Source organism: Citrobacter sp. CK181 (assembly GCF_030333595.1).
Classification (GTDB): domain Bacteria; phylum Pseudomonadota; class Gammaproteobacteria; order Enterobacterales; family Enterobacteriaceae; genus Citrobacter_B; species Citrobacter_B koseri.
In genome coordinates this window covers 877897-901584 of the sequence record NZ_JAOWFN010000011.1, presented here as the reverse complement: position 1 = coordinate 901584, position 23688 = coordinate 877897, and the positions used below count along the sequence as shown (strand labels likewise).

At 52.4% G+C, this 23688-nt stretch carries 25 protein-coding genes, 1 tRNA gene and 1 pseudogene; 18 read left to right on the top strand and 9 right to left on the bottom strand.

Annotated elements, in window-relative coordinates; translation table 11 throughout:
• Positions 1 to 4: 4 nt before the first annotated feature.
• The 3 genes from pspC to pspA are packed head-to-tail and all read right to left on the bottom strand — an operon-like array spanning position 5 to position 1311.
• The gene (gene pspC / locus OGW17_RS08370; RefSeq protein WP_012132267.1) at positions 5 to 364 is read right to left on the bottom strand and encodes an envelope stress response membrane protein PspC; all 360 of its coding nucleotides are present in this window, start codon (positions 362 to 364) and stop codon (positions 5 to 7) included.
• On the bottom strand, positions 364 to 588 hold the full coding sequence (gene pspB, locus OGW17_RS08365) for an envelope stress response membrane protein PspB (RefSeq protein ID WP_012132266.1): 225 nt from the start codon (positions 586 to 588) through the stop codon (positions 364 to 366). The genes pspC and pspB overlap by 1 nt, the downstream gene beginning before the upstream one ends.
• A gap of 54 nt (positions 589 to 642) precedes the next feature.
• On the bottom strand, positions 643 to 1311 hold the full coding sequence (gene pspA, locus OGW17_RS08360; RefSeq protein WP_071258393.1) for a phage shock protein PspA: 669 nt from the start codon (positions 1309 to 1311) through the stop codon (positions 643 to 645).
• A gap of 172 nt (positions 1312 to 1483) precedes the next feature.
• On the opposite strand from pspA, the gene pspF reads away from it, so the two are divergent.
• Together pspF and OGW17_RS08350 are read left to right on the top strand one after the other, a co-directional pair.
• Positions 1484 to 2458, top strand: coding sequence for a phage shock protein operon transcriptional activator (pspF, locus tag OGW17_RS08355; protein WP_012132264.1), 975 nt, complete (start codon positions 1484 to 1486; stop codon positions 2456 to 2458).
• A gap of 178 nt (positions 2459 to 2636) precedes the next feature.
• Entirely contained in the window at positions 2637 to 3137 is a 501-nt protein-coding gene (locus OGW17_RS08350) for a DUF3828 domain-containing protein (protein ID WP_081353184.1), read from the top strand.
• Positions 3138 to 3584: 447 nt separating this feature from the next.
• Here the strand turns inward: OGW17_RS08350 and OGW17_RS08345 are convergent, their stop codons facing one another.
• Together OGW17_RS08345 and OGW17_RS08340 are read right to left on the bottom strand one after the other, a co-directional pair.
• Complete coding sequence (locus OGW17_RS08345; RefSeq protein WP_369701094.1) at positions 3585 to 3818, bottom strand: hypothetical protein; 234 nt, start codon at positions 3816 to 3818, stop codon at positions 3585 to 3587.
• A gap of 85 nt (positions 3819 to 3903) precedes the next feature.
• Positions 3904 to 4131, bottom strand: a complete 228-nt coding sequence (locus OGW17_RS08340; RefSeq protein WP_081353206.1) for a DNA polymerase V — start codon at positions 4129 to 4131, stop codon at positions 3904 to 3906.
• Positions 4132 to 4249: 118 nt separating this feature from the next.
• Here OGW17_RS08340 and OGW17_RS08335 point away from each other — a divergent pair, with 118 nt between their 5' ends.
• From OGW17_RS08335 to OGW17_RS08295, 9 genes and pseudogenes are all read left to right on the top strand, one after another.
• Positions 4250 to 4732 (top strand): Hcp family type VI secretion system effector, encoded by a 483-nt coding sequence (locus OGW17_RS08335; protein ID WP_071258395.1) that lies wholly within the window; start codon positions 4250 to 4252, stop codon positions 4730 to 4732.
• Positions 4729 to 5211, top strand: a complete 483-nt coding sequence (locus tag OGW17_RS08330) for a DUF2778 domain-containing protein (RefSeq protein ID WP_071258396.1) — start codon at positions 4729 to 4731, stop codon at positions 5209 to 5211. The genes OGW17_RS08335 and OGW17_RS08330 overlap by 4 nt, the downstream gene beginning before the upstream one ends.
• Positions 5212 to 5677: 466 nt before the next feature.
• Positions 5678 to 6058 (top strand): annotated as a pseudogene (locus OGW17_RS08325) (tyrosine-type recombinase/integrase); the annotation flags it as partial.
• Positions 6059 to 6130: 72 nt separating this feature from the next.
• Positions 6131 to 7774: an ABC transporter substrate-binding protein SapA gene (sapA, locus tag OGW17_RS08320; RefSeq protein ID WP_012132260.1), complete on the top strand. Its 1644-nt coding sequence runs from the start codon at positions 6131 to 6133 to the stop codon at positions 7772 to 7774.
• On the top strand, positions 7771 to 8736 hold the full coding sequence (gene sapB, locus OGW17_RS08315) for a peptide ABC transporter permease SapB (protein ID WP_047463560.1): 966 nt from the start codon (positions 7771 to 7773) through the stop codon (positions 8734 to 8736). The genes sapA and sapB overlap by 4 nt, the downstream gene beginning before the upstream one ends.
• Entirely contained in the window at positions 8723 to 9613 is an 891-nt protein-coding gene (sapC, locus tag OGW17_RS08310) for a peptide ABC transporter permease SapC (protein ID WP_012132258.1), read from the top strand. The genes sapB and sapC overlap by 14 nt, the downstream gene beginning before the upstream one ends.
• Entirely contained in the window at positions 9613 to 10605 is a 993-nt protein-coding gene (sapD, locus tag OGW17_RS08305) for a peptide ABC transporter ATP-binding protein SapD (protein WP_012132257.1), read from the top strand. The genes sapC and sapD overlap by 1 nt, the downstream gene beginning before the upstream one ends.
• Before the next feature lies 1 nt (position 10606).
• Positions 10607 to 11413: a peptide ABC transporter ATP-binding protein SapF gene (sapF, locus tag OGW17_RS08300; RefSeq protein ID WP_012132256.1), complete on the top strand. Its 807-nt coding sequence runs from the start codon at positions 10607 to 10609 to the stop codon at positions 11411 to 11413.
• Positions 11414 to 11498: 85 nt separating this feature from the next.
• Complete coding sequence (locus tag OGW17_RS08295; protein WP_071258399.1) at positions 11499 to 12332, top strand: SdiA-regulated domain-containing protein; 834 nt, start codon at positions 11499 to 11501, stop codon at positions 12330 to 12332.
• A gap of 109 nt (positions 12333 to 12441) precedes the next feature.
• Here OGW17_RS08295 and OGW17_RS08290 read toward each other — a convergent pair.
• A tRNA-Thr gene (locus OGW17_RS08290) sits at positions 12442 to 12517 on the bottom strand.
• A 477-nt stretch (positions 12518 to 12994) separates the two neighbouring features.
• Here OGW17_RS08290 and fabI point away from each other — a divergent pair.
• From fabI to osmB, 7 genes are all read left to right on the top strand, one after another.
• Positions 12995 to 13783 carry an enoyl-ACP reductase FabI gene (gene fabI, locus OGW17_RS08285; protein ID WP_024130306.1) on the top strand — a complete coding sequence of 263 codons (789 nt, stop codon included), beginning with the start codon at positions 12995 to 12997 and terminating at the stop codon, positions 13781 to 13783.
• Between the two features lie 243 nt (positions 13784 to 14026).
• Positions 14027 to 15184: a carboxymuconolactone decarboxylase family protein gene (locus OGW17_RS08280; protein WP_071258401.1), complete on the top strand. Its 1158-nt coding sequence runs from the start codon at positions 14027 to 14029 to the stop codon at positions 15182 to 15184.
• Between the two features lie 88 nt (positions 15185 to 15272).
• Complete coding sequence (locus OGW17_RS08275; protein WP_071258404.1) at positions 15273 to 17207, top strand: exoribonuclease II; 1935 nt, start codon at positions 15273 to 15275, stop codon at positions 17205 to 17207.
• Positions 17208 to 17455: 248 nt separating this feature from the next.
• On the top strand, positions 17456 to 19447 hold the full coding sequence (pdeR, locus tag OGW17_RS08270) for a cyclic di-GMP phosphodiesterase (RefSeq protein ID WP_047463555.1): 1992 nt from the start codon (positions 17456 to 17458) through the stop codon (positions 19445 to 19447).
• Between the two features lie 183 nt (positions 19448 to 19630).
• Entirely contained in the window at positions 19631 to 19813 is a 183-nt protein-coding gene (locus OGW17_RS08265) for a YciZ family protein (RefSeq protein WP_024130304.1), read from the top strand.
• Between the two features lie 88 nt (positions 19814 to 19901).
• Positions 19902 to 20654: a DNA-binding transcriptional regulator YciT gene (gene yciT, locus OGW17_RS08260; RefSeq protein WP_024130303.1), complete on the top strand. Its 753-nt coding sequence runs from the start codon at positions 19902 to 19904 to the stop codon at positions 20652 to 20654.
• A gap of 279 nt (positions 20655 to 20933) precedes the next feature.
• Positions 20934 to 21152, top strand: a complete 219-nt coding sequence (osmB, locus tag OGW17_RS08255; protein ID WP_012132246.1) for an osmotically-inducible lipoprotein OsmB — start codon at positions 20934 to 20936, stop codon at positions 21150 to 21152.
• A 112-nt stretch (positions 21153 to 21264) separates the two neighbouring features.
• Here the strand turns inward: osmB and yciH are convergent, their stop codons facing one another.
• The 3 genes from yciH to lapB all read right to left on the bottom strand — a co-directional run bounded on the left by yciH (position 21265) and on the right by lapB (position 23687).
• The gene (yciH, locus tag OGW17_RS08250; protein WP_012132245.1) at positions 21265 to 21591 is read right to left on the bottom strand and encodes a stress response translation initiation inhibitor YciH; all 327 of its coding nucleotides are present in this window, start codon (positions 21589 to 21591) and stop codon (positions 21265 to 21267) included.
• Entirely contained in the window at positions 21591 to 22328 is a 738-nt protein-coding gene (gene pyrF / locus OGW17_RS08245) for an orotidine-5'-phosphate decarboxylase (RefSeq protein ID WP_080975466.1), read from the bottom strand. The genes yciH and pyrF overlap by 1 nt, the downstream gene beginning before the upstream one ends.
• Positions 22329 to 22517: 189 nt before the next feature.
• On the bottom strand, positions 22518 to 23687 hold the full coding sequence (lapB, locus tag OGW17_RS08240) for a lipopolysaccharide assembly protein LapB (protein WP_012132243.1): 1170 nt from the start codon (positions 23685 to 23687) through the stop codon (positions 22518 to 22520).
• Between the last annotated feature and the right edge of the window lies 1 nt (position 23688).

Here is a 23688-nt window from a genome sequence, read left to right as displayed (position 1 = left end):
CCTCTTACAATTGACGGAAGCGGCTGCGTAACGTGAAGGTATCAGAGGTCACATAGCGCTCCATTTCGCGTAAACGTTTTTCGCCTGCGGCCAGTTCACGATCCACCGCATCTAACAGTTCACCGCTGGAAGGCTGTTGCTCGCCCGTTGCCATGCTGTCCGGCATCGGGTCCAGTACAAAAGAGAGAATGATATAAGCCACCAGGGTGAAAAATGCCAGACCAAAGAAGATCGACAACACCACCAGGATACGCACCAGTTTCACCGGTACATCAAGGTACTGCGCGATACCGGCACACACCCCTCGCACCATCCCCTGCTGCGGCATGCGCCATAATTTCTTGTTCAGGTTAATTCCTCCCATTAGCGATCCCTCCAGTTCGGATGTTCGGCGTCAAGAATGGCTTCCAGCGCCTGAATACGCTCGCGCATGCGTTGCGCTTCGTCGGTTAGCTGCATTAAACGTTGCTGTTCGCTTTGCGACAGTTCGCCCCGACCGGAACGGTTGCTGTAATGCAGCCATAACCAAATCGGTAACACGAACAGCACGAAAATGGTTAACGGTATGGCCAGAAATAACGCGCTCATGAGTGCTCCTTACAGGTGATGAGCGGCGGCGCGTTCGGGCGCCGCCAGGTATTATTATTGGTTATCTTGCTTCATTTTGGCTTTCAACTGCGCCAGTTGTTCGCTGATTTCATCATCTGCTTTCAGATCGGCAAACTGCTGATCCAGGGTTCTCTGCTTGCCAAAGCTTTGGCTTTCCGCTTCCGCCTCCATCTGATCGATACGGCGTTCAAACGATTCAAAACGCGCCATAGCCTCATCCAGTTTGCCGCTGTCCAGTTGACGGCGGACATCACGGGAAGAGCTTGCCGCCTGGTGGCGCAACGTCAATGCCTGCTGACGGGCACGAGTTTCACTGAGTTTATTTTCCAGCTCACCAATCTCTTTTTTCATCCGCACCAGCGTGTCGTCAACCAGTACCGCTTCCTGATCGAGCGTGGCGATCAAATCCGTCAGTTTTTGTTTCTCAATCAGCGCGGCGCGCGCCAGATCCTCTTTGTCTTTACGCAGCGCCAGCTCGGCTTTCTCCTGCCACTCCGCCTGCTGCGCGGCGGCCTGCTCAATGCGACGGGATAACTGTTTCTTTTCTGCCAGCGCGCGCGCGGAATTAGAACGGACTTCCACCAGCGTATCTTCCATTTCCTGAATCATCAGGCGCACCAGCTTTTGCGGATCTTCCGCTTTTTCCAGCAGCGCATTAATGTTGGCGTTCACGATGTCGGCAAAACGAGAAAAAATACCCATAATTCAATCCTCACACGGTATGTTCTGATATCGGGCTATGCCCTGCTACAGGGTTAATACAATCTGCGTGCCAACTTTTTAATCTATTGATTATTAAAACAATGTACGATTTTACCTCACGAGAGAAATAGGCTAAAGTGGTGAATAACACTAACAAGTGGTGAATCTCATCATGGCAGAATACAAAGATAACCTTCTCGGCGAAGCCAACAGCTTTCTTGAAGTGCTGGAGCAGGTTTCCCATCTGGCGCCGCTGGATAAACCCGTGCTTATCATTGGCGAACGCGGAACAGGGAAAGAGCTGATCGCCAACCGGCTGCATTTTCTCTCAACGCGCTGGCAAGGGCCGTTCATCTCCCTTAACTGCGCCGCGCTCAATGAAAACCTGCTCGACTCCGAGTTATTTGGTCATGAGGCAGGCGCATTTACCGGCGCGCAAAAACGTCATCCCGGGCGCTTTGAACGCGCCGATGGCGGTACGCTCTTTTTGGATGAGCTGGCGACCGCTCCCATGCTGGTTCAGGAAAAACTGCTGCGGGTGATCGAATACGGCGAGCTGGAGCGCGTCGGCGGCAGCCAGCCGTTGCAGGTTAATGTGCGTCTGGTCTGCGCGACAAATGCCGATTTGCCGCAAATGGTGAGCGAAGGGACATTTCGCGCCGATCTGCTGGACCGGCTCGCTTTCGACGTCGTGCAGCTTCCCCCTTTACGCCAGCGTCAAAGCGACATCATGTTAATGGCCGAACACTTTGCCATTCAGATGTGCCGTGAGATTCATCTGCCCCTCTTCCCGGGTTTTACCGCGCGGGCGAGAGAAACCCTGCTTCAGTACCGCTGGCCGGGAAATATTCGTGAACTGAAAAACGTGGTTGAGCGTTCGGTTTATCGGCATGGCAGCAGCGATTATCCGTTAGATGAAATTATCATCGACCCATTTAAGCGTGACATTCCCGAACCGACGCCGCCGGAAACGCCCGTTTCTGCGCCATCATTGCCGCTGGATTTACGCGAATTTCAGCAACAGCAGGAGAAAGACTTTCTGCAAATCAGCCTGCAACAGGCGAAATTTAATCAAAAACGGGCAGCAGAATTGCTGGGTCTGACCTACCACCAGTTGCGCGCATTGCTCAAAAAACATCAGATTTAGCGCTCATGCCCGGGACAGTTGTTATCATTCTGTGGGGGTAATATGTTAAGTGAATTAATGAGGTTTTCTTTATAATTAATTTCGATATTGGTTAATAACATAATAAAAATAATTACAAAGGTGATTGAATTTCCAGCGTAATGTTATACCCAACGATTTTGCATACAAGGGAAATGCCATGAATTGGGATAAACACGCAACCGTAGAATACGCACGCAGACACGCTATGATGGGTGCGAGCCTGGCTGGCTTGTTAATCAGCTCTTCTGCTTTTGCGGCGTTGTCTCCCGGCGGACCCGAAGCTACAGCTTTAACATTTAATCGCTGGTACATATCCCAGTTAATACAGGAGAAAAATCCACTGGCTGATTATGAGGGACTCCAACCCTACGTTACAGCAAACACCATTGCTGCGTTAAAGACCTCAAATACAGCAGACCCAGGCTCCGAAGATGTACCCGATTCTGATATGTTCATCAAAGCCCAGGATTTTGACGATGACTGGCAGCAAATAGAGATCGTCTCATCAGACTTAGATCCCGTATGTACACAGGTCTATGTCTCTTTCGGCGCTGAACAGAAACACACAGTAATAGACTGCATGGTGAAAGAAAACGGTACCTGGAAAGTACAATCTGTCGCAGGCCAGAAAATATTGCGAAACGTAAGCCTGAAGTAATCATGTATCAAAGCCCGTAACTTAACTGAACGGGCATTTCCTTTGGTGTTTATTCAACCAGTATGACGATTCCTTCATCGCAATTGTGTACATTTACGCCAGTTGTCCGCAGTCATTTTTACCTGGCGGGCCGAAGTGCGATACACTTTGCTGATCGAATCTAAAAACCTTAAAAATTATTTGCGCATTTTAAATCTCTCTTGCGAATCAATAATTTATAAAATAAACAATTAGTTAGAACAATCACCATTAAGACAATGTGAGTCATTACTGGTCATTTTACTGCCCCAAAACCTGTCCCCAAGCAATTTTCGCCCCCAAATTTGCCCCCAAAAATCCCACTTTGCGTAGCTCCTTCCAGTTTCGAAACACCCAGTTTTACCGGCTCCTGATCTTGCTTCATGATGTTCGTGTTTAAAATCATAAAGTTTCGGTGCGCACCGCTTTTTAGACAGGGATATCATCTTCAGTTGCACGGTTAATGAAAAACGTTACACGTCCCAACACCTCAACTTCAGCCAGAGCAGTACCTTCGATCGCTTCGCCATCGTCTGTGATAAGCACCTCCCCCATAAGCTTTGCAAACTGAGTGTTTCCATCGAATAGGATCAGCAGCACGTCACCTGGTGTCTTTCTGGTTGCAGGCTCAATGACAGCAAACCCGACGTCAGTTTCAAGCACTCTGCTTTCCGCCCCTATATTGCATAGAACTGCAGGTGAGAGCGCGCACTCAACGTAATCGGTAGCTGGTGAAGGGAAACCCATCTCATAGCCCTCCGTTCGGATTGAAAAGCTGGAAAGTACGATCTTTGCCTTCGTGGTCAGTAACATCCTTGAACGTCGTCACATACGTTTCTATCCAGGTGTTGGCCTGTCCCAGAGACCAGTTCCAGTTCACTTTTCCCAGCTCGCTCAAGAATGCCTGAGTAGTGACAGTTCTGCGTCCATTCGGTTCAATGCGGATAATTGAAAAAATCAATATTGCAAACCTCATCAATAACCAACTGAAATATATAGATTTTGCATAACACATTTTGCCTAATAATCTTAATAATTAGGGGATTATTAACGTTTCTAGCATATGAACCGTTAATAAAAAAAGGAGTTTTGAAATGGCAATCCCGGCATATCTTTGGCTGAAAGATGATGGCGGCGCAGATATCAAAAGCGCTGTTGATGTACAAGATCGCGAAGGAAGTATTGAGGTTTTGGGGTTCGGTCATGGACTACATCTGCCGACCGATAATATGACAGGGAAGATCACCGGCACACGCGTACATAGCGCTCTTGTATTTGAAAAGGAGTTCGACAGCTCAAGCCCATATCTGTACAAAGCAGTGGCAAAGGGTCAGACATTGAAAAGTGCGAAGTTCAAATGGTACCGCATTAATGACGCCGGGCAGGAGGTGGAATACATCAACATGCTGCTAGAGAACGTCAAAGTCGTCTCGATTTGCCCGATGATGCACGACGTGAAGACCCCTGCCACCGAGAAGCATAACCATCTCGAAAGCGTTGCGCTACGATACGAGAAAATCACCTGGAAGCACTGCGACGGCAACATCATCTTTTCTGATGAATGGAAAGACAGATGATCCGCTGCACGTTTCATCTCAATAGCGGACAGCTGTCGACGCTGAGCTGCCCTGGCGTGGGATTCTTTCCGGCTTACTCTGGAAACGCGGGTGAGAACAGAAACAATCCGGGCAAAACCGGCGTTCCGGAGAAGGGGCCGCTTCCACCCGGCAAATACTATATTGTCGCCAGACCGGGTAGCGGCGCGGTGCATTTCATCAAAAACGTGGCATATTCGGTAGCGTCTGGCTCGAATTATTTCAACTGGTTCGCGTTATATCGTGAAGACTCGAATATTGATGATTATACGTTCGTCGAGGAAGTAAAGAGAGGGAATTTCAGACTGCATCCCGCGGGATACAAAGGAGTAAGCAACGGCTGTATAACGTTCGTCAGCACTACTCATTACAACATATTGAGAGAAGCCATTTTAAGACAGCCGACATTTAGAATAAACGGGACGCACCTCGTCGCGTTCGGCACGGTGCAGGTGTACTGATGAATACTTTGAAATTTACAGTGTTATGGCATATTTATTTATTATCGTATGCTTGCATTTTTATTGCATTTTTTGCGGTAGTACCAGAGCAACAATTGTTCACATGGCTGTCAAATAAATATGGGTTTATTGATATTGAGAAGTGGGATATTTACTATTCATTATTCACTCTATTGACTACAGCCTTGCTGAATAGTTTATTCATTATCATAACCTTTCGACTTGTTAGAAAAAACAGTCGAGCGAATAACAACTATTAATACACATAGGGGAGGATTCCCTCCCCCTGTTCATCTTTAAGTTTTTGCCGCATTAATTATTACGTCAATGCCAGCCAGTTCAGCCCCGTTTTTACCTGAGCCGAAATTCGTCACAGTATTGTACTGGCTATACGACGGTAGAGCAGCATCTTTATCCGCAGCGGCTTTTCTGACTGCAGCTGTTGCAGCGTACTCTGCTGCTTTGGCTTACCGGGCATATGGAAAAGACAGATATCGTTTTCAATCATAGAGAGCATGGACACACTGAACAACAAAGCCTCAGATTCGTGTTTGTTCCAGGAAAACAGTCAAAGGATGGGAGCACTTATTTTTCGCGGGGTTCCATCGCAAGCAGTTGGAAACGATCCGGCATCAGGAGGTGCCCACCCTATCAGTCGCGCCATACTTACGCCTGCTGGCTATTGTCCACCGGGGCTAACCCTTCGTTTATTGCGAGTCAGATGGGCCATGAAAATGCTAAGATGGTTTATGAGGTATATTCGAAGTGGATAGCTGGTATGAACGCTGATCAGGTTGCAATGTTAAACGCCCGATTACCATCACTACTGCCCCCATTATGCCCCTAAACACAAACGGCAATGGCAAATGTCATTAAATATTAGTAAGATAGCATCTTTATACATAATCCCTTAAAAATTATGCGCCTGGTTTTATCGTCTCTGATCGTGATGGCTGGACTCCTGAGTGGTCAGGCTGCGGCTGCGCCTGAACCGACTACGCATGCTGATATTCGCGACAGCGGCTTTGTCTATTGTGTCAGTGGGCAGGTCAACACCTTCAATCCACAAAAAGCGAGCAGTGGCCTGATCGTTGATACGCTTGCCGCCCAGCTGTATGACAGACTGCTGGATGTGGACCCTTATACTTATCGTCTGGTGCCGGAACTGGCAGAAAGCTGGGAAGTGCTGGACAACGGCGCGACCTACCGTTTCCACCTGCGTCGCAACGTCTCTTTCCAGAAGACCGCCTGGTTCACCCCTACCCGCAAGCTGAACGCGGATGACGTGGTGTTTACCTTCGAGCGCATTTTTGATCGCAAACATCCCTGGCATAACGTTAACGGCGGCAGCTTTCCCTATTTCGACAGTTTACAGTTTGCCGATAACGTACAGAGCGTGCGTAAGCTGGACAACAATATTGTCGAATTTCGCCTGACCCAACCAGACGCCTCCTTCTTATGGCATCTGGCGACGCACTATGCGTCGGTCATGTCAGCGGAATATGCGGCGCAGCTGACAAAGCAGGATCACCCGGAACTGATTGACCGCCAGCCGGTCGGCACCGGCCCGTTCCAGCTCTCGGAATATCGCGCCGGACAATATATTCGTCTGCAACGTCATGAGGGATTCTGGCGTGGTAAACCGCTGATGCCGCAGGTGGTGGTTGACTTAGGCTCCGGCGGCACAGGCCGTTTATCGAAATTGCTCACCGGCGAATGCGATGTGCTGGCCTGGCCCGCTGCCAGTCAGCTCACGATTCTGCGCGACGATCCGCGCCTGCGTTTGACGCTGCGCCCCGGTATGAACATCGCCTACCTGGCCTTTAATACCGATAAGCCGCCGCTGAATAATCCCGCCGTACGCCATGCGCTGGCGTTGTCGATCAACAACCAGCGGTTGATGCAGTCGATCTACTACGGTACAGCGGAAACCGCCGCCTCTATTTTGCCGCGCGCCTCGTGGGCCTATGACAACGAGGCTAAAATTACAGAATACAATCCGGCTAAATCCCGCGAGCAGTTGAAAGCGCTGGGGCTGGAAAACTTAACGCTACAGCTGTGGGTGCCGACCAGTTCCCAGGCCTGGAACCCCAGCCCGCTGAAAACCGCCGAGCTGATCCAGGCGGATATGGCGCAGGTCGGCGTAAAAGTGGTGATTGTTCCGGTAGAAGGTCGTTTCCAGGAGGCACGGTTGATGGACATGAACCATGATCTGACGTTGTCCGGTTGGGCAACCGACAGTAACGATCCAGATAGTTTCTTCAGGCCGTTGCTGAGCTGCGCCGCCATTAACTCACAAACCAACTTTGCACACTGGTGCCATCCTGAGTTTGACGGCATTCTGCGAAAAGCGCTCTCGTCCCAGCAGCTTGCGGCGCGTATTGACGCGTATGATGAAGCGCAAAATATTCTGGCAAAAGAGCTGCCGATACTGCCGCTCGCCTCCTCGCTGCGTTTACAGGCTTATCGCTATGATATTAAAGGGCTGGTTTTAAGTCCCTTTGGTAACGCCTCGTTTGCAGGTGTTTCGCGGGAAAAAGAAGATGAGGTGAAAAAACCATGATTATTTTCACCCTGCGTCGGTTTCTGCTGCTGTTGGTCACACTGTTCTTTCTGACCTTTATCGGCTTTAGCCTGAGTTATTTCACGCCCCATGCGCCATTACAGGGCGCATCGTTGTGGAACGCCTGGGTTTTCTGGTTTAACAGCCTGATCCACTGGGATTTTGGCGTTTCCAGCATTAACGGCCAGCTGATCTCCGAACAGCTCAAAGAGGTTTTTCCCGCCACGATGGAGCTGTGCATTCTCGCTTTCGGCTTTGCCCTGATGGTCGGAATCCCGGTGGGGATGCTGGCAGGCGTAACGCGGAATAAATGGCCAGACCGTTTCATCAGCGCCCTCGCCTTAGTGGGATTTTCGATTCCGGTCTTCTGGCTGGCGCTGCTGTTGACGCTGTTTTTCTCGCTCACGCTCGGCTGGCTGCCGGTATCAGGTCGTTTTGATCTGCTTTACGAAGTGAAGCCGGTCACCGGTTTCGCCATTATTGATGCCTGGATTTCCGACTCGCCCTGGCGCGATGAGATGGTGATGAGCGCAGTGCGCCATATGGTATTGCCGGTGCTGACGCTGGCCGTCGCCCCCACCACGGAAGTGATTCGTCTGATGCGCATCAGCACTATTGAAGTGTATGACCAGAATTACGTGAAGGCAGCGGCGACGCGCGGTCTGTCACGGCTGACGATTCTGCGTCGGCATGTGCTGCACAACGCGCTGCCGCCGGTGATCCCGCGTCTCGGCTTGCAGTTTTCCACCATGCTGACGCTGGCGATGATCACCGAGATGGTCTTTAGCTGGCCGGGGCTGGGACGCTGGTTGATCAACGCTATCCGCCAGCAGGACTACGCCGCTATTTCCGCAGGCGTAATGGTGGTTGGTTCGCTAGTGATTATCGTCAACGTGATCTCTGATATTTTGGGTGCTATGGCTAACCCTCTGAAACATAAGGAATGGTATGCCTTACGATAGTGTGTACAGCGAAAAGCGCCCACCGGGAACGCTGCGCACTGCCTGGCGCAAATTTTATGGCGACGCTTCTGCGATGGTCGGTCTTTACGGCTGCGCAGGTCTGGTGGTGCTGTGTATTTTTGGCAGCTGGTTTGCTCCCTACGGCATCGATCAGCAGTTCCTCGGCTACCAGTTGTTGCCGCCGTCCTGGTCGCGCTATGGCGAAGTCTCGTTTTTTCTGGGCACGGACGATCTGGGGCGTGACGTTTTAAGTCGCCTGCTGAGCGGCGCGGCGCCCACCGTCGGCGGCGCGTTTATCGTCACGCTGGCGGCAACGCTGTGCGGCCTGATTCTGGGCGTTGTCGCCGGGGCTACGCACGGCTTACGCTCCGCCGTACTCAACCATATTCTGGACACCCTGCTCTCTATTCCGTCGTTGCTGTTGGCGATTATCGTTGTTGCCTTTGCCGGGCCGCATCTGAGTCACGCAATGTTTGCCGTCTGGCTCGCACTGCTGCCGCGTATGGTGCGCTCGGTCTACAGCATGGTGCATGACGAGCTGGAAAAAGAGTATGTGATCGCCGCACGCCTCGATGGCGCCACCACGCTCAATATTCTCTGGTTTGCCATTCTGCCCAATATTACCGCCGGTCTGATTACCGAAATCACCCGCGCGTTGTCGATGGCGATCCTCGATATCGCCGCGCTCGGTTTTCTCGACCTCGGCGCGCAACTCCCCTCTCCTGAATGGGGCGCCATGCTCGGCGACGCGCTGGAGCTGATATATGTCGCGCCGTGGACGGTGATGTTACCTGGCGCGGCAATTATGATCAGCGTTCTGCTGGTGAACCTGCTCGGCGACGGCATCCGGCGCGCGATTATCGCGGGGGTGGAATAATGCCGTTACTGGATATCCGCAACCTGACCATTGAATTTAAAACCGGCGAAGACTGGGTTAAAGCCGTAGATCGGGTCAGCATGACGTTAAATGAAGGGGAAATTCGTGGACTGGTCGGCGAATCCGGCTCCGGGAAAAGCCTGATTGCGAAAGCCATTTGCGGTGTGGCGAAAGACAACTGGCGCGTCACCGCCGACCGTATGCGCTTTGACGATATCGACCTGCTGCGTCTTTCCGCGCGCGAGCGCCGCAAACTGGTCGGCCATAACGTGTCGATGATCTTTCAGGAACCGCAGTCGTGCCTTGATCCTTCGGAGCGCATTGGCCGTCAACTGATGCAGAATATTCCCGCCTGGACCTATAAAGGTCGCTGGTGGCAGCGTATTGGCTGGCGAAAACGCCGTGCCATTGAACTGTTGCACCGGGTCGGCATTAAAGATCACAAAGACGCGATGCGCAGTTTTCCGTATGAGCTGACGGATGGCGAATGTCAGAAAGTCATGATCGCCATTGCGCTCGCCAATCAGCCGCGCTTGCTGATTGCCGACGAACCGACCAACGCGATGGAACCCACCACCCAGGCGCAGATTTTCCGCCTGCTGACGCGCCTGAACCAGAACAGCAATACCACTATTTTGCTGATCAGTCATGACCTGCAAATGCTCAGCCAGTGGGCAGACAAAATTAACGTTCTGTATTGCGGGCAGACGGTTGAAACTGCGCCCAGTAAGGATCTGGTGGCTACGCCTCACCACCCTTATACTCAGGCGCTCATCCGCGCGATACCGGATTTTGGCAGCGCCATGCCGCATAAAAGCCGCCTGAATACCATGCCAGGGGCAATCCCGCTGCTGGAACAATTACCGATAGGTTGTCGTCTGGGGCCGCGTTGCCCGTATGCTCAACGAGAATGCATTGAAACCCCGCGTCTGACCGGGGCGAAGAATCATCTCTACGCCTGTCATTTTCCGCTGAATATGGAGAAAGAGTGACATGGTGGAAACCCTGCTCGAAGTGCGTAACCTGAGTAAAACCTTCCGCTACCGTACAGGATGGTTCCGGCGTCAGACCGTCGAGGCGGTAAAGCCGCTCAGCTTCACCTTACGCGAACGCCAGACGCTCGCCATTATTGGTGAGAATGGCTCCGGCAAATCCACGCTGGCGAAAATGCTGGCAGGAATGATCGCGCCGACCAGCGGCGAACTGCTGATTGACGATCATCCGCTGAAATACGGCGACTACTCGTTTCGCAGCCAGCGCATCCGCATGATTTTTCAGGACCCGTCAACGTCACTCAATCCGCGACAGCGCATCTCGCAGATTCTGGATTTCCCGCTGCGGTTGAACACCGATCTGGAACCGGAGCAGCGACGTAAGCAGATTATTGAAACCATGCGGATGGTCGGCCTTCTCCCTGACCACGTCAGCTATTATCCGCACATGCTGGCGCCAGGGCAGAAACAGCGTCTGGGATTAGCCCGCGCCCTGATTTTACGCCCGAAGGTGATCATCGCCGACGAAGCGCTGGCTTCGCTCGATATGTCGATGCGCTCGCAGCTCATCAACCTGATGCTGGAACTCCAGGAAAAACAGGGGATTTCGTATATCTACGTCACTCAGCATCTGGGGATGATGAAACACATCAGCGATCAGGTGCTGGTCATGCACCAGGGCGAAGTGGTCGAACGCGGCAGCACTGCTGATGTTCTCGCCTCTCCGTTACATGAACTCACCCGCCGTTTGATCGCAGGACACTTCGGCGAAGCCCTCACCGCCGACGCCTGGCGAAAAGATCGCTAGCCTGAAGGAGCGTTATGATGTTGTTGTCTGAATCAATTAGCGGCCATTTGGTCATCCACCACGCGCCTCGAATGCAGGAGCGCCCATGAGAAAATATTCCTGGCTGATCCTGTGTCTGGCGCTGGCTGTGCTACTGGCGTCCGCTTTCGCATTCACTCGCGCTGACAACCAGACTGAACCGGCATTCGGCTACACTCTGGACTTCAAAAAATCGTTGTCCGGGATCGACAATTTATCCTCCCTGAGCTACGTGCCTGAAGAAGATGTTTTTGTCGCCACCCTCAACAGACCCGCCACCATCCTCAAACTGTCTAAAAATGGAGAAATACTCGCCAGAAAAAGCATCGCAGATCGGATTAAAGATGCTGAATCAATCGAATACGCGGGTAACGGGACATACTTACTGGTCGATGAAGCAGACTCCGCGATGTATGTTTACCAGCTCAGCCAGGATCTGGACATCAGGTCAGTGAGAAAAATAGAAACAGACCTGTTTGAGAACGCGCGCAACCGGGGAATCGAAGGCATTGCCTGGATGGCCGGACGAAATGAACTCTATTTCGCCAAAGAACGTAAACCGGTCATGCTGTACCGAACCCAAAGCGACGGCGGCCTTACTCATTTTTCTGAGATCGTCCCACTGGATGATCTGATTAAAAATCTGGACGTAGACGATATCTCCGCCCTTCACATCCACGGTGAACATCTGCTGATCTTATCTGATGAGTCACGCAGCCTGACAGAGATAGACCTGAACGGCAATGTGCTGCGCCGGATGTCATTAACGCAAGGCGAAAATGGTCTTGAGGAACATATCCCGCAACCTGAAGGCGTGTCGATGGATAAGGCCGGCAACATTTATATTATGAGTGAGCCGAACCTGTTTTATCGATTTGAAAAGGTCTCGACTGGCAGGTAAACCGTAAGTTCAGACTCTTCTTTCCCGTTGAAACGCGGTTTTGACGGGAGAGAAGAAATGGCGATACGCGGGCTTCTGTGAAGTCAGAAAACACTGGAAACGTTTGAGATGGTGCCGACTACCGGAATCGAACTGGTGACCTACTGATTACAAGTCAGTTGCTCTACCTACTGAGCTAAGTCGGCCTGGGCCGCCATCGAGGCCTCGAACCCCGTTCCCTACAACACCCACAACAAATGTCGTTCGCTCTTCCAGATGAGCTAATGGCGGTTTGACGGTTCTTGTGAGTTATCACGCACTTACGCGTCATAACGAACCGGCTGCGGATAATACATAAGTAGAATTAGTCATGCAACCATTATGATTCGTCCAAATGTATTTATCCCTTATATTCGCAGCGCGTCACCCGCTCGTGCTGGTTGGATGAGGCGAACCTGATAGCGGGTGATATACTGGACGGATGCAGGAAAATATCGAAAGTAAACAGGCTCGCCCTGCGCCGCCCCGGAGCTAAGTCACGGGAAATGACGGAAAAATATCGTGACACAAAGGGCTGTGAGTGGGATATAATTTCGAGCTAATTTCGAATAACTTTGAAATGTTGCTTTTAATTTATTGATATTAAAAGCAAAAAATAAGTAATGACTATAAGGATTAAAGCTATGGGTTTTCTTTCCGGTAAGCGCATTCTGGTAACGGGTGTTGCCAGCAAATTGTCCATCGCCTACGGTATCGCTCAGGCGATGCGCCGCGAAGGAGCTGAACTGGCGTTCACCTACCAGAACGACAAACTGAAAGGCCGCGTGGAAGAGTTTGCCGCTCAACTGGATTCCAGCATCGTGTTGCAGTGTGATGTGGCTGAAGATGCCAGCATCGACGCTATGTTTGCCGAGCTGGGTAAAGTCTGGCCGAAATTCGACGGTTTCGTTCACTCTATCGGCTTCGCGCCTGGCGATCAGCTGGATGGCGACTATGTGAATGCCGTTACCCGTGAAGGCTTTAAAATCGCGCACGACATCAGCTCTTACAGCTTTGTGGCGATGGCAAAAGCTTGCCGTACCATGCTGAATCCGGGTTCCGCCCTGCTGACCCTGTCTTATCTGGGTGCTGAGCGCGCAATCCCGAACTACAACGTCATGGGTCTGGCAAAAGCGTCTCTGGAAGCAAACGTGCGTTACATGGCTAACGCGATGGGCCCGGAAGGCGTTCGTGTTAACGCAATCTCCGCAGGTCCGATCCGTACTCTGGCCGCGTCCGGCATCAAAGATTTCCGTAAAATGCTGTCGCATTGCGAAGCGGTTACGCCGATTCGCCGCACCGTTACCATTGAAGATGTGGGCAACTCTGCCGCCTTCCTGTGCTCCGATCTGTCTGCCGGTATCTCCGGTGAAGTCGTTCACGTCGACGGCGGTTTCAGCATCGCAGCCATGAACGAACTGGAACTGAAATAATCGTTTCACTTCCCGCAATGGGCGGCGCAGCGTCGCCCATTATTCCCTTCTCTGATGACGCCTTTCACCCCCTTCCATTCTTCGCGCGCTGTCGCATCGCGGTATATATCATTCTGATATTTATTATCACCTAACAATCTTTTATCCCCTCTCTTGCTTACGCCAGGATAATGCAGCGAAAACGATCCGGCGTGATTCGACGACGACGTGTCCGGGTCGCCACTTTTAGACCAAGGAACGCCCATGGAACAACGCCGAATTGAAGGCAAAAGCCACTGGTATCATGAAACCCAGTCCAGCACTTATCCGCAAGAGGTTCTCCCGCTGGTGCCGGAAGCCGCGAACGTCGAGGACAGTTTTCTGCTGGATTTAGCGATCGCCGAAGACGTGCTTTTACCCTTTCAGTCCTGGTTGCACCCTGCCCGTCAACTTGCTCAACGCCTCTTTCCCGAGCGCGTCACACAGAATCGTCTCCACACGTTCAGCGCCTATGAACGGATGAGTACCGCATTGACCGTTGCCCAGGTCTATGGCGTACAGCGGCTCTGTAACCATTACGCCGCGCGACTGACCCCGCTTCCCGGCCCGGACTCCTCCCGGGAGAGTAACCACCGACTGGCGCAAATCACGCAATACGCGCGTCAACTGGCCAGTTCCCCTGCGGTCATTAATGCCCGCGACCGCCAGCATCTTGACGATGTGGGTCTGACGACCTGCGACATCATTCTGATAAACCAGATTATTGGTTTTGTGGGTTTTCAGGCGCGCGTCGTGGCGATATTTCAGGCTTATCATGGACACCCCGTTCGCTGGGTGCCGGGTCTGGATATACAGCAATTCGCCGATGCGCCGCTTTTCCAGGAAAAGGACGCGCAATGGCACCCGGCTCAGGAAGGCGTGGAAATACGTTACGCCAGCGCCGAACAGCTGGAGTGCCTGTCCCACCATCAGCCGGTTGCAGAACTGCTGACGCTCGCGCCAGTCCTGGTTCACGAACCCGCCCTGCTTTCTTTACTTGGCACACTGCTCACCAGCGCCCTGCGTACGGATGCGCCACCGGCGTCGCTCCCACTCGCCACGCTGCTCACGTCGCGCATCAATGGCAGCGTCGCCTGTTTTAATGAACAGTCACGCCACGCGAGCGAATGGGCAGAGACCATTTCGGTGTTCCGCCGGGGTGAACGGGAGATACAGCACTGGGAAAGCCAACATCCGGTTGAGCGTCCTGTCACGCAAGCGATACAATGGCTGACCAGGGCGCCCGATCGTTTTAGCGCTGCGCAATTCACGCCGTTACTCGAACAAGGGGCGTCACTGGAACAGGCCGTCAATTTGCTGGGCTGGTGCGGATTGTGCGGTTGGTTGAACCGTTTAAAAATCGCGTTGGGCGAAACACATTAACCGCGCCTTTACTGAAAGAGCGCTTGCTGCGCCAGGCAGAATCGCGTAAAACTGTCAGCCGCTCTTTTGGCCACGAAAATAGACAATTATGTTTCAGGACAACCCGCTGCTAGCGCAGCTTAAACAGCAACTACATTCCCAGACGCCGCGTGCTGAAGGGGTGGTAAAAGCCACGGAAAAAGGCTTTGGCTTCCTGGAAGTCGATGCACAAAAAAGTTATTTCATCCCGCCGCCGCAGATGAAAAAAGTCATGCATGGCGACCGTATTGTCGCGGTGATCCATACGGAAAAAGAACGCGAGTCCGCCGAGCCAGAAGAACTGATCGAGCCGTTCCTGACCCGCTTCGTGGGCAAAATCCAGGGTAAAAACGATCGTCTGTCCATCGTACCGGATCATCCGTTGCTGAAAGACGCTATCCCATGCCGTGCCGCCCGTGGCGTGGAACACGAATTTAAAGAGGGTGACTGGGCCGTTGCTGAAATGCGCCGTCATCCGCTGAAAGGCGACCGCTCTTTCTACGCCGAGTTAACCCAGTTCATCACCTTCGCCGACGACCACTTCGTACCGTGGTGGGTCACGCTGGCTCGCCATAATCTCGAAAAAGAAGCGCCGAACGGCGCGGCGACAGAAATGCTTGATGAAGGTCTGGTACGCCAGGATCTGACCGCGCTGGATTTTGTCACTATCGACAGCGCCAGCACCGAAGACATGGATGACGCCCTTTATGCGCAAGAGTTGGGCGAAGGTAAGCTGCAACTGACGGTTGCGATTGCTGACCCGACCGCGTGGATTGCGGAAGGCAGCAAGCTGGATAACATCGCAAAAATCCGGGCGTTTACCAACTATCTGCCGGGCTTCAACATCCCGATGTTGCCGCGCGAACTGTCTGACGACCTCTGTTCCCTGCGCGCGCAGGAAGTTCGCCCGGCACTGGCCTGCCGCATGACCATTGCCGCCGACGGCACTATTGAAGATGACATCACCTTCTTTGCGGCCACGATCGAATCGAAAGCCAAACTGGCCTACGACAATGTCTCCGACTGGCTGGAAAATACCGGCAGCTGGCAGCCTGAGAGTGACGCTATCGCCCAACAGATCCGCCTGCTCCAGCGCATTTGCCTGAGCCGTGGCGAATGGCGTCACAACCATGCGCTGGTGTTCAAAGATCGCCCGGACTATCGCTTTATTCTTGGAGAGAAAGGCGAAGTGCTGGATATCGTCGCGGAACCTCGCCGCATTGCGAACCGCATAGTGGAAGAGTCCATGATCGCGGCGAACATTTGCGCCGCCCGCGTGCTGCGCGACAAACTGGGCTTTGGTATTTACAACGTTCATATGGGCTTTGACCCGGCCAACGCCGACGCGCTGGCAGCGTTGTTGAAAACGCATGGCCTGCACGTTGACGCAGGAGACGTATTAACCCTGGAAGGCTTCTGCAAACTGCGCCGCGAGCTGGATGCCCAACCGTCCGGTTTCCTGGACAGCCGTATTCGTCGCTTCCAGTCATTCGCAGAGATCAGCACCGAACCGGGCCCTCACTTCGGACTGGGTCTGGAAGCGTATGCGACCTGGACCTCTCCGATTCGTAAATACGGCGACATGATTAACCACCGCCTGCTGAAGGCCGTCATCAAAGGCGAAACCATCGCGCGTCCGCAGGAAGAGACAACGCAGCAGATGGCTGAACGCCGCCGCCTGAACCGTATGGCGGAACGTGACGTCGGAGACTGGTTATATGCGCGTTTCCTGAATGATAAAGCCGGTACAGAAACACGCTTTGCGGCGGAAATCGTTGATATCAGCCGCGGCGGGATGCGCGTTCGCCTGGTCGATAATGGCGCAATGGCCTTTATCCCGGCGCCGTTCCTGCATGCCGTACGTGACGAGCTGGTTTGCAGCCAGGAAAGCGGCACCGTGCAGATCAAAGGTGAAACGGTATACAAAGTGACGGATGTGATCGATGTAACGATCGCGGAAGTTCGCATGGAAACCCGTAGCATTATCGCCCGGCCTGTCGCCTGACGTTTTTGATGTAGCGGCCTTTCTTTAACCGGAAAGGCCGTTTTTTTTCTGCCCGCCCCACCCACCGCACGCTACACTTCACTCATCCGTTCAGAATTATTTTTATCCGCTCGCTATGCTTTTTTCTGAATCTGGATTACATATAAATACATAAGTAAAACAATATGTTCAGCCATAATTACCTCGTACGAATCATGGCTAACCTTTCTCCTGAGGCTGTATGCGCTTTAAACGGGATGGTAAGCATCATGAAAGACGTTCTGGAGCCTGTTTCATTGTTTAGCGATTTGGGAACCCATAGCCCTTACTGGCGTTTATCGGATGACTGCGACACCCTGCGTTTATCCGCGACTGAGGCTGCCGACGCTGACCAGACCGTTGCGTTATCTTCCGAGCAGGCTGACCGCATCCGGGAGATGACCGTCATCACGTCAAGCCTGTTACTCACCCTTCCCGGTGAACATAATGCCGTTCCCGTGCAACTTGTCGGACGAAAAATCAACAAGCGCGAATGGGCAGGAAACGTATCGGTCTGGCATGATGCGCCCTCAGATACGCAGGAGGCCGTTCTGGGACTCTCCTTTGCCGAGCAGGTGGTATCAGAGGCCAACTCAGCGATCGTGATCCTTGACAGCCGCGGGAATATCCAGCGTTTTAACCGTCTTTGCGAAGAATACACCGGGTTAAAAGAACATGACGTCATTGGGCAAAGCGTCTTCAAATTATTTATGAGCCGGCGCGAAGCCGCGGCCTCCAGGCGCAACATCAGCGGTTTTTTCCGCAACGGCAACTCTTATGAGATCGAACGCTGGGTAAAGACCCGCAAAGGCCAGCGCCTGTTTCTGTTTCGGAATAAATTTGTCCATAGCGGCAGCGGTAAGAACGAAATCTTTTTAATCTGTTCAGGTACCGACATTACCGAGGAGCGGCGTACGCAGGAGCGTTTACGCGTACTGGCGAATACGGACACAATCACCGGGCTGCCTAACCGGAATGCCATTCATGAGCTGATTAACGATGCCATTGAAAACGCGGGCGACAATCAGGTCGGTATCGTCTATCTGGACCTGGACAACTTCAAAAGGGTGAACGATGCCTACGGGCATATGTTTGGAGACCAGCTGTTACAGGCCGTCTCGCTGGCGATCCTGAGTTGCCTTGAGGAGAATCAACTGCTGGCCCGCCTCGGCGGCGATGAGTTTATCGTTCTCGCCACGCAGACTTCGCAAGGGTCGCTGGAGGCTATGGCATCGCGAATTCTCACACGCTTACGTCAACCCTTTCGCATTGGCCTTATCGAGGTGTATACCGGCTGTTCTATCGGTATCGCCCTTGCGCCACAGCACGGGCATGACAGTGAAAGCGTGATTCGTAATGCGGATACCGCAATGTACACCGCGAAAGAAGGCGGACGTGGACAGTTTTGCGTTTTCTCTCCCGAGATGAACCAGCGCGTCTTTGAGTATCTTTGGCTGGATACCAATCTGCGCAAAGCGCTGGAAAACGATCAGCTCCTGATCCACTACCAGCCGAAGATGACCTGGCGCGGCGAAGTCCGCAGCCTCGAAGCGCTGGTGCGCTGGCAATCACCGGAACGTGGGTTAATTCCCCCGCTGGAGTTTATCTCCTACGCCGAAGAGTCTGGGCTGATTGTCCCGCTGGGGCGATGGGTGATGATGGATGTTGTACGGCAGGTCGCCAAATGGCGCAGCAAAGGCATCAACCTGCGCGTCGCGGTGAATGTATCCGCCCGCCAGCTCGCGGATCAAACTATTTTTACCGACCTGAAGCAGGTGCTTCATGAACTGAACTTCGAATATTGCCCGATTGATGTCGAACTGACAGAAAGCTGTTTGATTGAAAACGAAGAACTGGCGCTGACCGTCATCCAGCAATTCAGCCAGCTTGGCGCGCAGATACATCTGGACGATTTTGGCACCGGCTACTCGTCGCTTTCTCAGCTTGCCCGCTTCCCCATTGATGCGGTCAAGCTGGATCAGACGTTTGTCAGAGACATTCATAAGCGGTCGGTTTCGCAATCGTTAGTACGCGCGATCGTCGCCGTAGCGCAGGCGTTAAATCTACAGGTGATTGCGGAAGGCGTCGAAAGCGCAAAAGAAGATGCGTTTTTAACCAAGAATGGCGTCAACGAGCGCCAGGGGTTCCTGTTTGCCAAACCCATGCCCGCCGCCGCTTTTGAACGCTGGTATAAACGTTATCTGAATAAAAAGATGCGCTGAGATGGGCAAAAAACAGGCGTTCGGGACAGGGTAAGAGACCTCTGGTAACAAACTTATCTGCATGTAATAACAGAATATATAATATTACCCAATGGTTTTGGCGAATCCTGTTTTTCCCCTTCTCTTTTGGCATTATTTTCTGCATCATGAAATTCATACATTTTTGACGTAAGGATGATAACCATGTCTGATATCGACGCCCAACGTGTTGCCGAACGCATTGATACCGTGCTGGATATCCTTGTTGCTGGCGATTACCACTCTGCCATCCACAACCTTGAAATTCTTAAAGCGGAGTTGTTAAGTCAGGTGAAAGAAGATACCGACGCCTCCTCGACGAAACCCCGGGCTCCGTGGGAGATCTAAGTGACGCGAGCTTTTCGTGGCACCTGACTCAGGAAACGCAGCATCCCTTATACTCCCCGGTACTGATACCGTTATAAAAATTAAAATTATGAATTCCCGACAACAATCAATTTTGCAAATGGTCATTGATAAAGGCCAGATGAGCGTGGCTGAGCTGGCGAAAATCACTGGCGTCTCTGAAGTCACGATCCGACAGGATCTTAACACCCTGGAAAAACAGAGCTATCTGCGCCGTGCGCATGGTTTTGCCGTCTCGCTGGACAGCGATGATGTCGAAACGCGCATGATGACCAATTACACGCTCAAACGCGAACTGGCTGAATTTGCCGCGTCACTGGTCAGCCCCGGCGAATCGGTGTTTATTGAAAACGGCAGCAGCAATGCCCTGCTGGCCAGAACGTTAGCGGAACAAAAGGATGTCACCATTATTACGGTGAGTAGCTATATCGCTCACTTGCTCAAAGAGACGCCGTGCGAAGTGATCCTCCTTGGCGGAATCTACCAGAAAAAAAGTGAAAGTATGGTCGGGCCATTGACCCGCCAGTTTATCCAGCAGGTTCACTTCAGTAAGGCCTTCATCGGTATTGATGGCTGGCAGCCGGATACCGGTTTTACCGGACGGGACATGATGCGATCGGATGTGGTTAATGCCGTACTGGAAAAAGGCTCTGAAGCCATTGTTCTGACGGACAGCTCTAAATTCGGCGCAGTACATCCTTATACGCTGGGGCCGTTAACACGTTTTAGCCGCGTGATCACCGATTCCAGAATAAGTGCGGACCATCAAATGCAACTGGAACGCACCGGGCTGACGGTGAACATCATCGAACCTCGTGCCTGAGCGCATTGCAGATGATTTGCCGGATGGCAAATCATCTCTCCCCTCTGAGATTTTTCCGACAATCTAATTAAGACTATTTACCTGTTATTAACAGGGTAAAGTCGTAAAATTTATATTAGCGATATAACAGGAAGTGACTATCACCTGCGTGATTTTAAGCTGTTACCCCTGCGCAACAAGGTTTTGCGGACAGTCTCTTTAATGGCTTTAATGAACATCATTTTAGCTATAATTAAAGAGAACTTACTTCCGTGAATCAATTATTCAGGAGAAAGTATTATGTTTATGACGAGCAAAAAAATGACCGCCGCTGTTCTGGCAATTACCCTGGCGATGTCTCTGAGCGCTTGCTCTAATTGGTCTAAACGTGACCGTAACACTGCGATCGGTGCAGGGGCTGGGGCGTTGGGCGGTGCCATTTTAACTGACGGTAGCACGCTGGGTACGCTTGGCGGGGCTGCGGTAGGTGGTGTTATCGGCCATCAGGTAGGTAAATAATCTACGGTCGACCGGCTCGAAATAATAATACGGTAATTCTTTACAGGTCTTTACTCTAAATATACACAGTGAAATTTAAAGCCACGATAAATAACTATCGTGGCTTTTTTCATTAGCCGCCAGCCAGTTTAACTTTCATTCCTTTGGCTTCCAGTAATGATTTAATCAGATCGCGCTTATCGCCCTGAATTTCAATTATTCCCTCTTTAACCGCCCCACCGCAGCCGCATTTTTTCTTCAGTTCTGCGGCCAGTTTGGTCAGTTCAGCATCATCCATATCAATGCCGGTAACGAGGCACACCCCCTTACCTTTCCGCCCGCTGGTCTGGCGCTGAATACGGACGATACCATCACCCTTTGGGCGTTCAACTGCCGCTTTCGGTTCGTCAATCCGGCCCGTTTCCGTGGAATAGACCAGACGGCTGTCAGAATTGTTCATCAGGCTCCCCGTTTCAGTGATGCATTAATGGACTTCAGGGTTTGCGCAGGGTCAGCAGACTGCGTAACCGGTCGTCCTATAACCATATAGTCCACGCCCGCCGCCAGCGCCTGTTCCGGCGTCATGATACGGCGCTGATCGCCAGCGTCAGATCCCTGAGGACGAATACCCGGCGTTACCAGCTTAAACTCTGTGCCAAATTCCTGCTTAAAGCGCACCGCTTCCTGCGCCGAGCAGACCACGCCATCCAGCCCGCAATTTTGCGTCAGGCGCGCCAGACGTTCCGCATGCTCAGCCGGTGACAACGTCACGCCAAGATCCGCCAGATCGCTGGCCTCCATGCTGGTCAGTACCGTCACCGCAATCAGCAATGGCGCATCCTTACCCAGCGGCAGTAAGGCTTCGCGCGCTGCGGTCATCATTCGCACCCCACCCGACGCATGGACGTTAACCATCCATACGCCCAGATCTGCCGCCGCCGCAACGGCATGTGCCGTGGTATTTGGAATATCATGAAATTTCAGGTCAAGAAAGATATCGAAGCCGCGCTGCTGCAAATCACGAACTAACTGCGGGCCGAACAGCGTGAACATCTCTTTGCCGACTTTCAGGCGGCAATCACGCGGGTCGATTCTGTCGACGAAAGCCAGCGCGTTATCACGATTATTGTAATCCAGAGCAACAACGACAGGAGAATCGGTAACAGCGCGGGAAGAAGATGAAGCAGTAAACGTCATGACCAGACCTTCTTGATGATGGGCACCGGGTGCGGCGCGAAATGGGTAAACGGCGTGCATTCTACCTGCGCAAGGGCAAAATGAACAGGCGCGATTATACCCCTGCGAGGCGATATTGCCCGGATGCCAGTGTGAGGGACAGGTAAAAACTAACAGGATGTTGTAACTAAAGCACAGGTTTTTTTTAAACTACTGCCCGTCAAGACCGCGAATAGGTTTAATCGTCGACCACGCCCGGCAGGAAGGACAATGCCAGTACATGGTATAGGCGGTAAACCCGCACTTCTGGCAGCGATAACGCGGCTTGCTGCGCACCTGCTCACCGACCATATCACGCAGCACCATCAGGCTCTCTTTCGCGCGCCCTTCTTCTGCCTCATTGAGGTGATAATCCATCAGCTTATGAAACACCCGCATGGTCGGATGGCGCTGTAACTGGCGAGTGATATAGACCTGCGCAGTGTCGTGCCCTTCCCGCGCTTCCAGAATATCGGCAAGCATCAACTCAGCGGCGGCGCCGGTGTTTTCTTCCACGGCCCGACGTAAGAACTCCGCCCATTCATCATTTTTACCAAGCTGCTGATAGCACGTCTGCAACATCTCCAGCGTTTCACTGACCAGCTCTTTATCCTGGGAGATAACCCGCTGTAAGCTCTCCACCGCTTTGGCGTATTCCCCCTTTGCCATAAACACACGGCCCATCATGATAGAAACACGGGCGCTGTTTTTGTCTGCGGCGGCGCCTTTTTTCAGCAACGTCATGGCGCGATCCATATCATCGCAGCCCATCTGTTGCAGCGCCAGTTCACAATAGAAATGTGCGATCTCAATGCGCTGTTTGTCTTTGCCGAGCTTCACCAGCCGCTCAGCCACATCAATCGCTTTCTGCCAGTCGCTGGTCGCCTGATAAATTTGCAACAGCTGTTGCAACGCCCCTACGCGGAAATCCGTTTCATCCGTGAGCTGGTTGAACATATCTTCCGCCCGGTCATACAACCCGGCCGCCATGTAATCACGCCCCAGTTGCTGCACAGCCAGCAGACGCTGCTCATAAGTCAGCGACGCGCTTTCCATTAAGGTCTGGTGGATGCGGATGGCGCGGTCTACTTCACCGCGAGAGCGAAACAGGTTTCCAAGAGTGAGATGAGCCTCAACGGTGCCGGTATCCTCTTTCAGCATGTCGAGGAACAGATCCACCGCTTTATCCTGTTGGTTACTCAGGAGGAAGTTAACCCCCGCCACATAGTCGCGAGAAAGACGGTTAGCTTCGTCCTGTTTTGTTTGTTGCGCACTTCTGCGACCCATATACCAGCCATAGGCTGCCGCTACAGGCAAAAGCAGAAACAACAACTCCAGCATA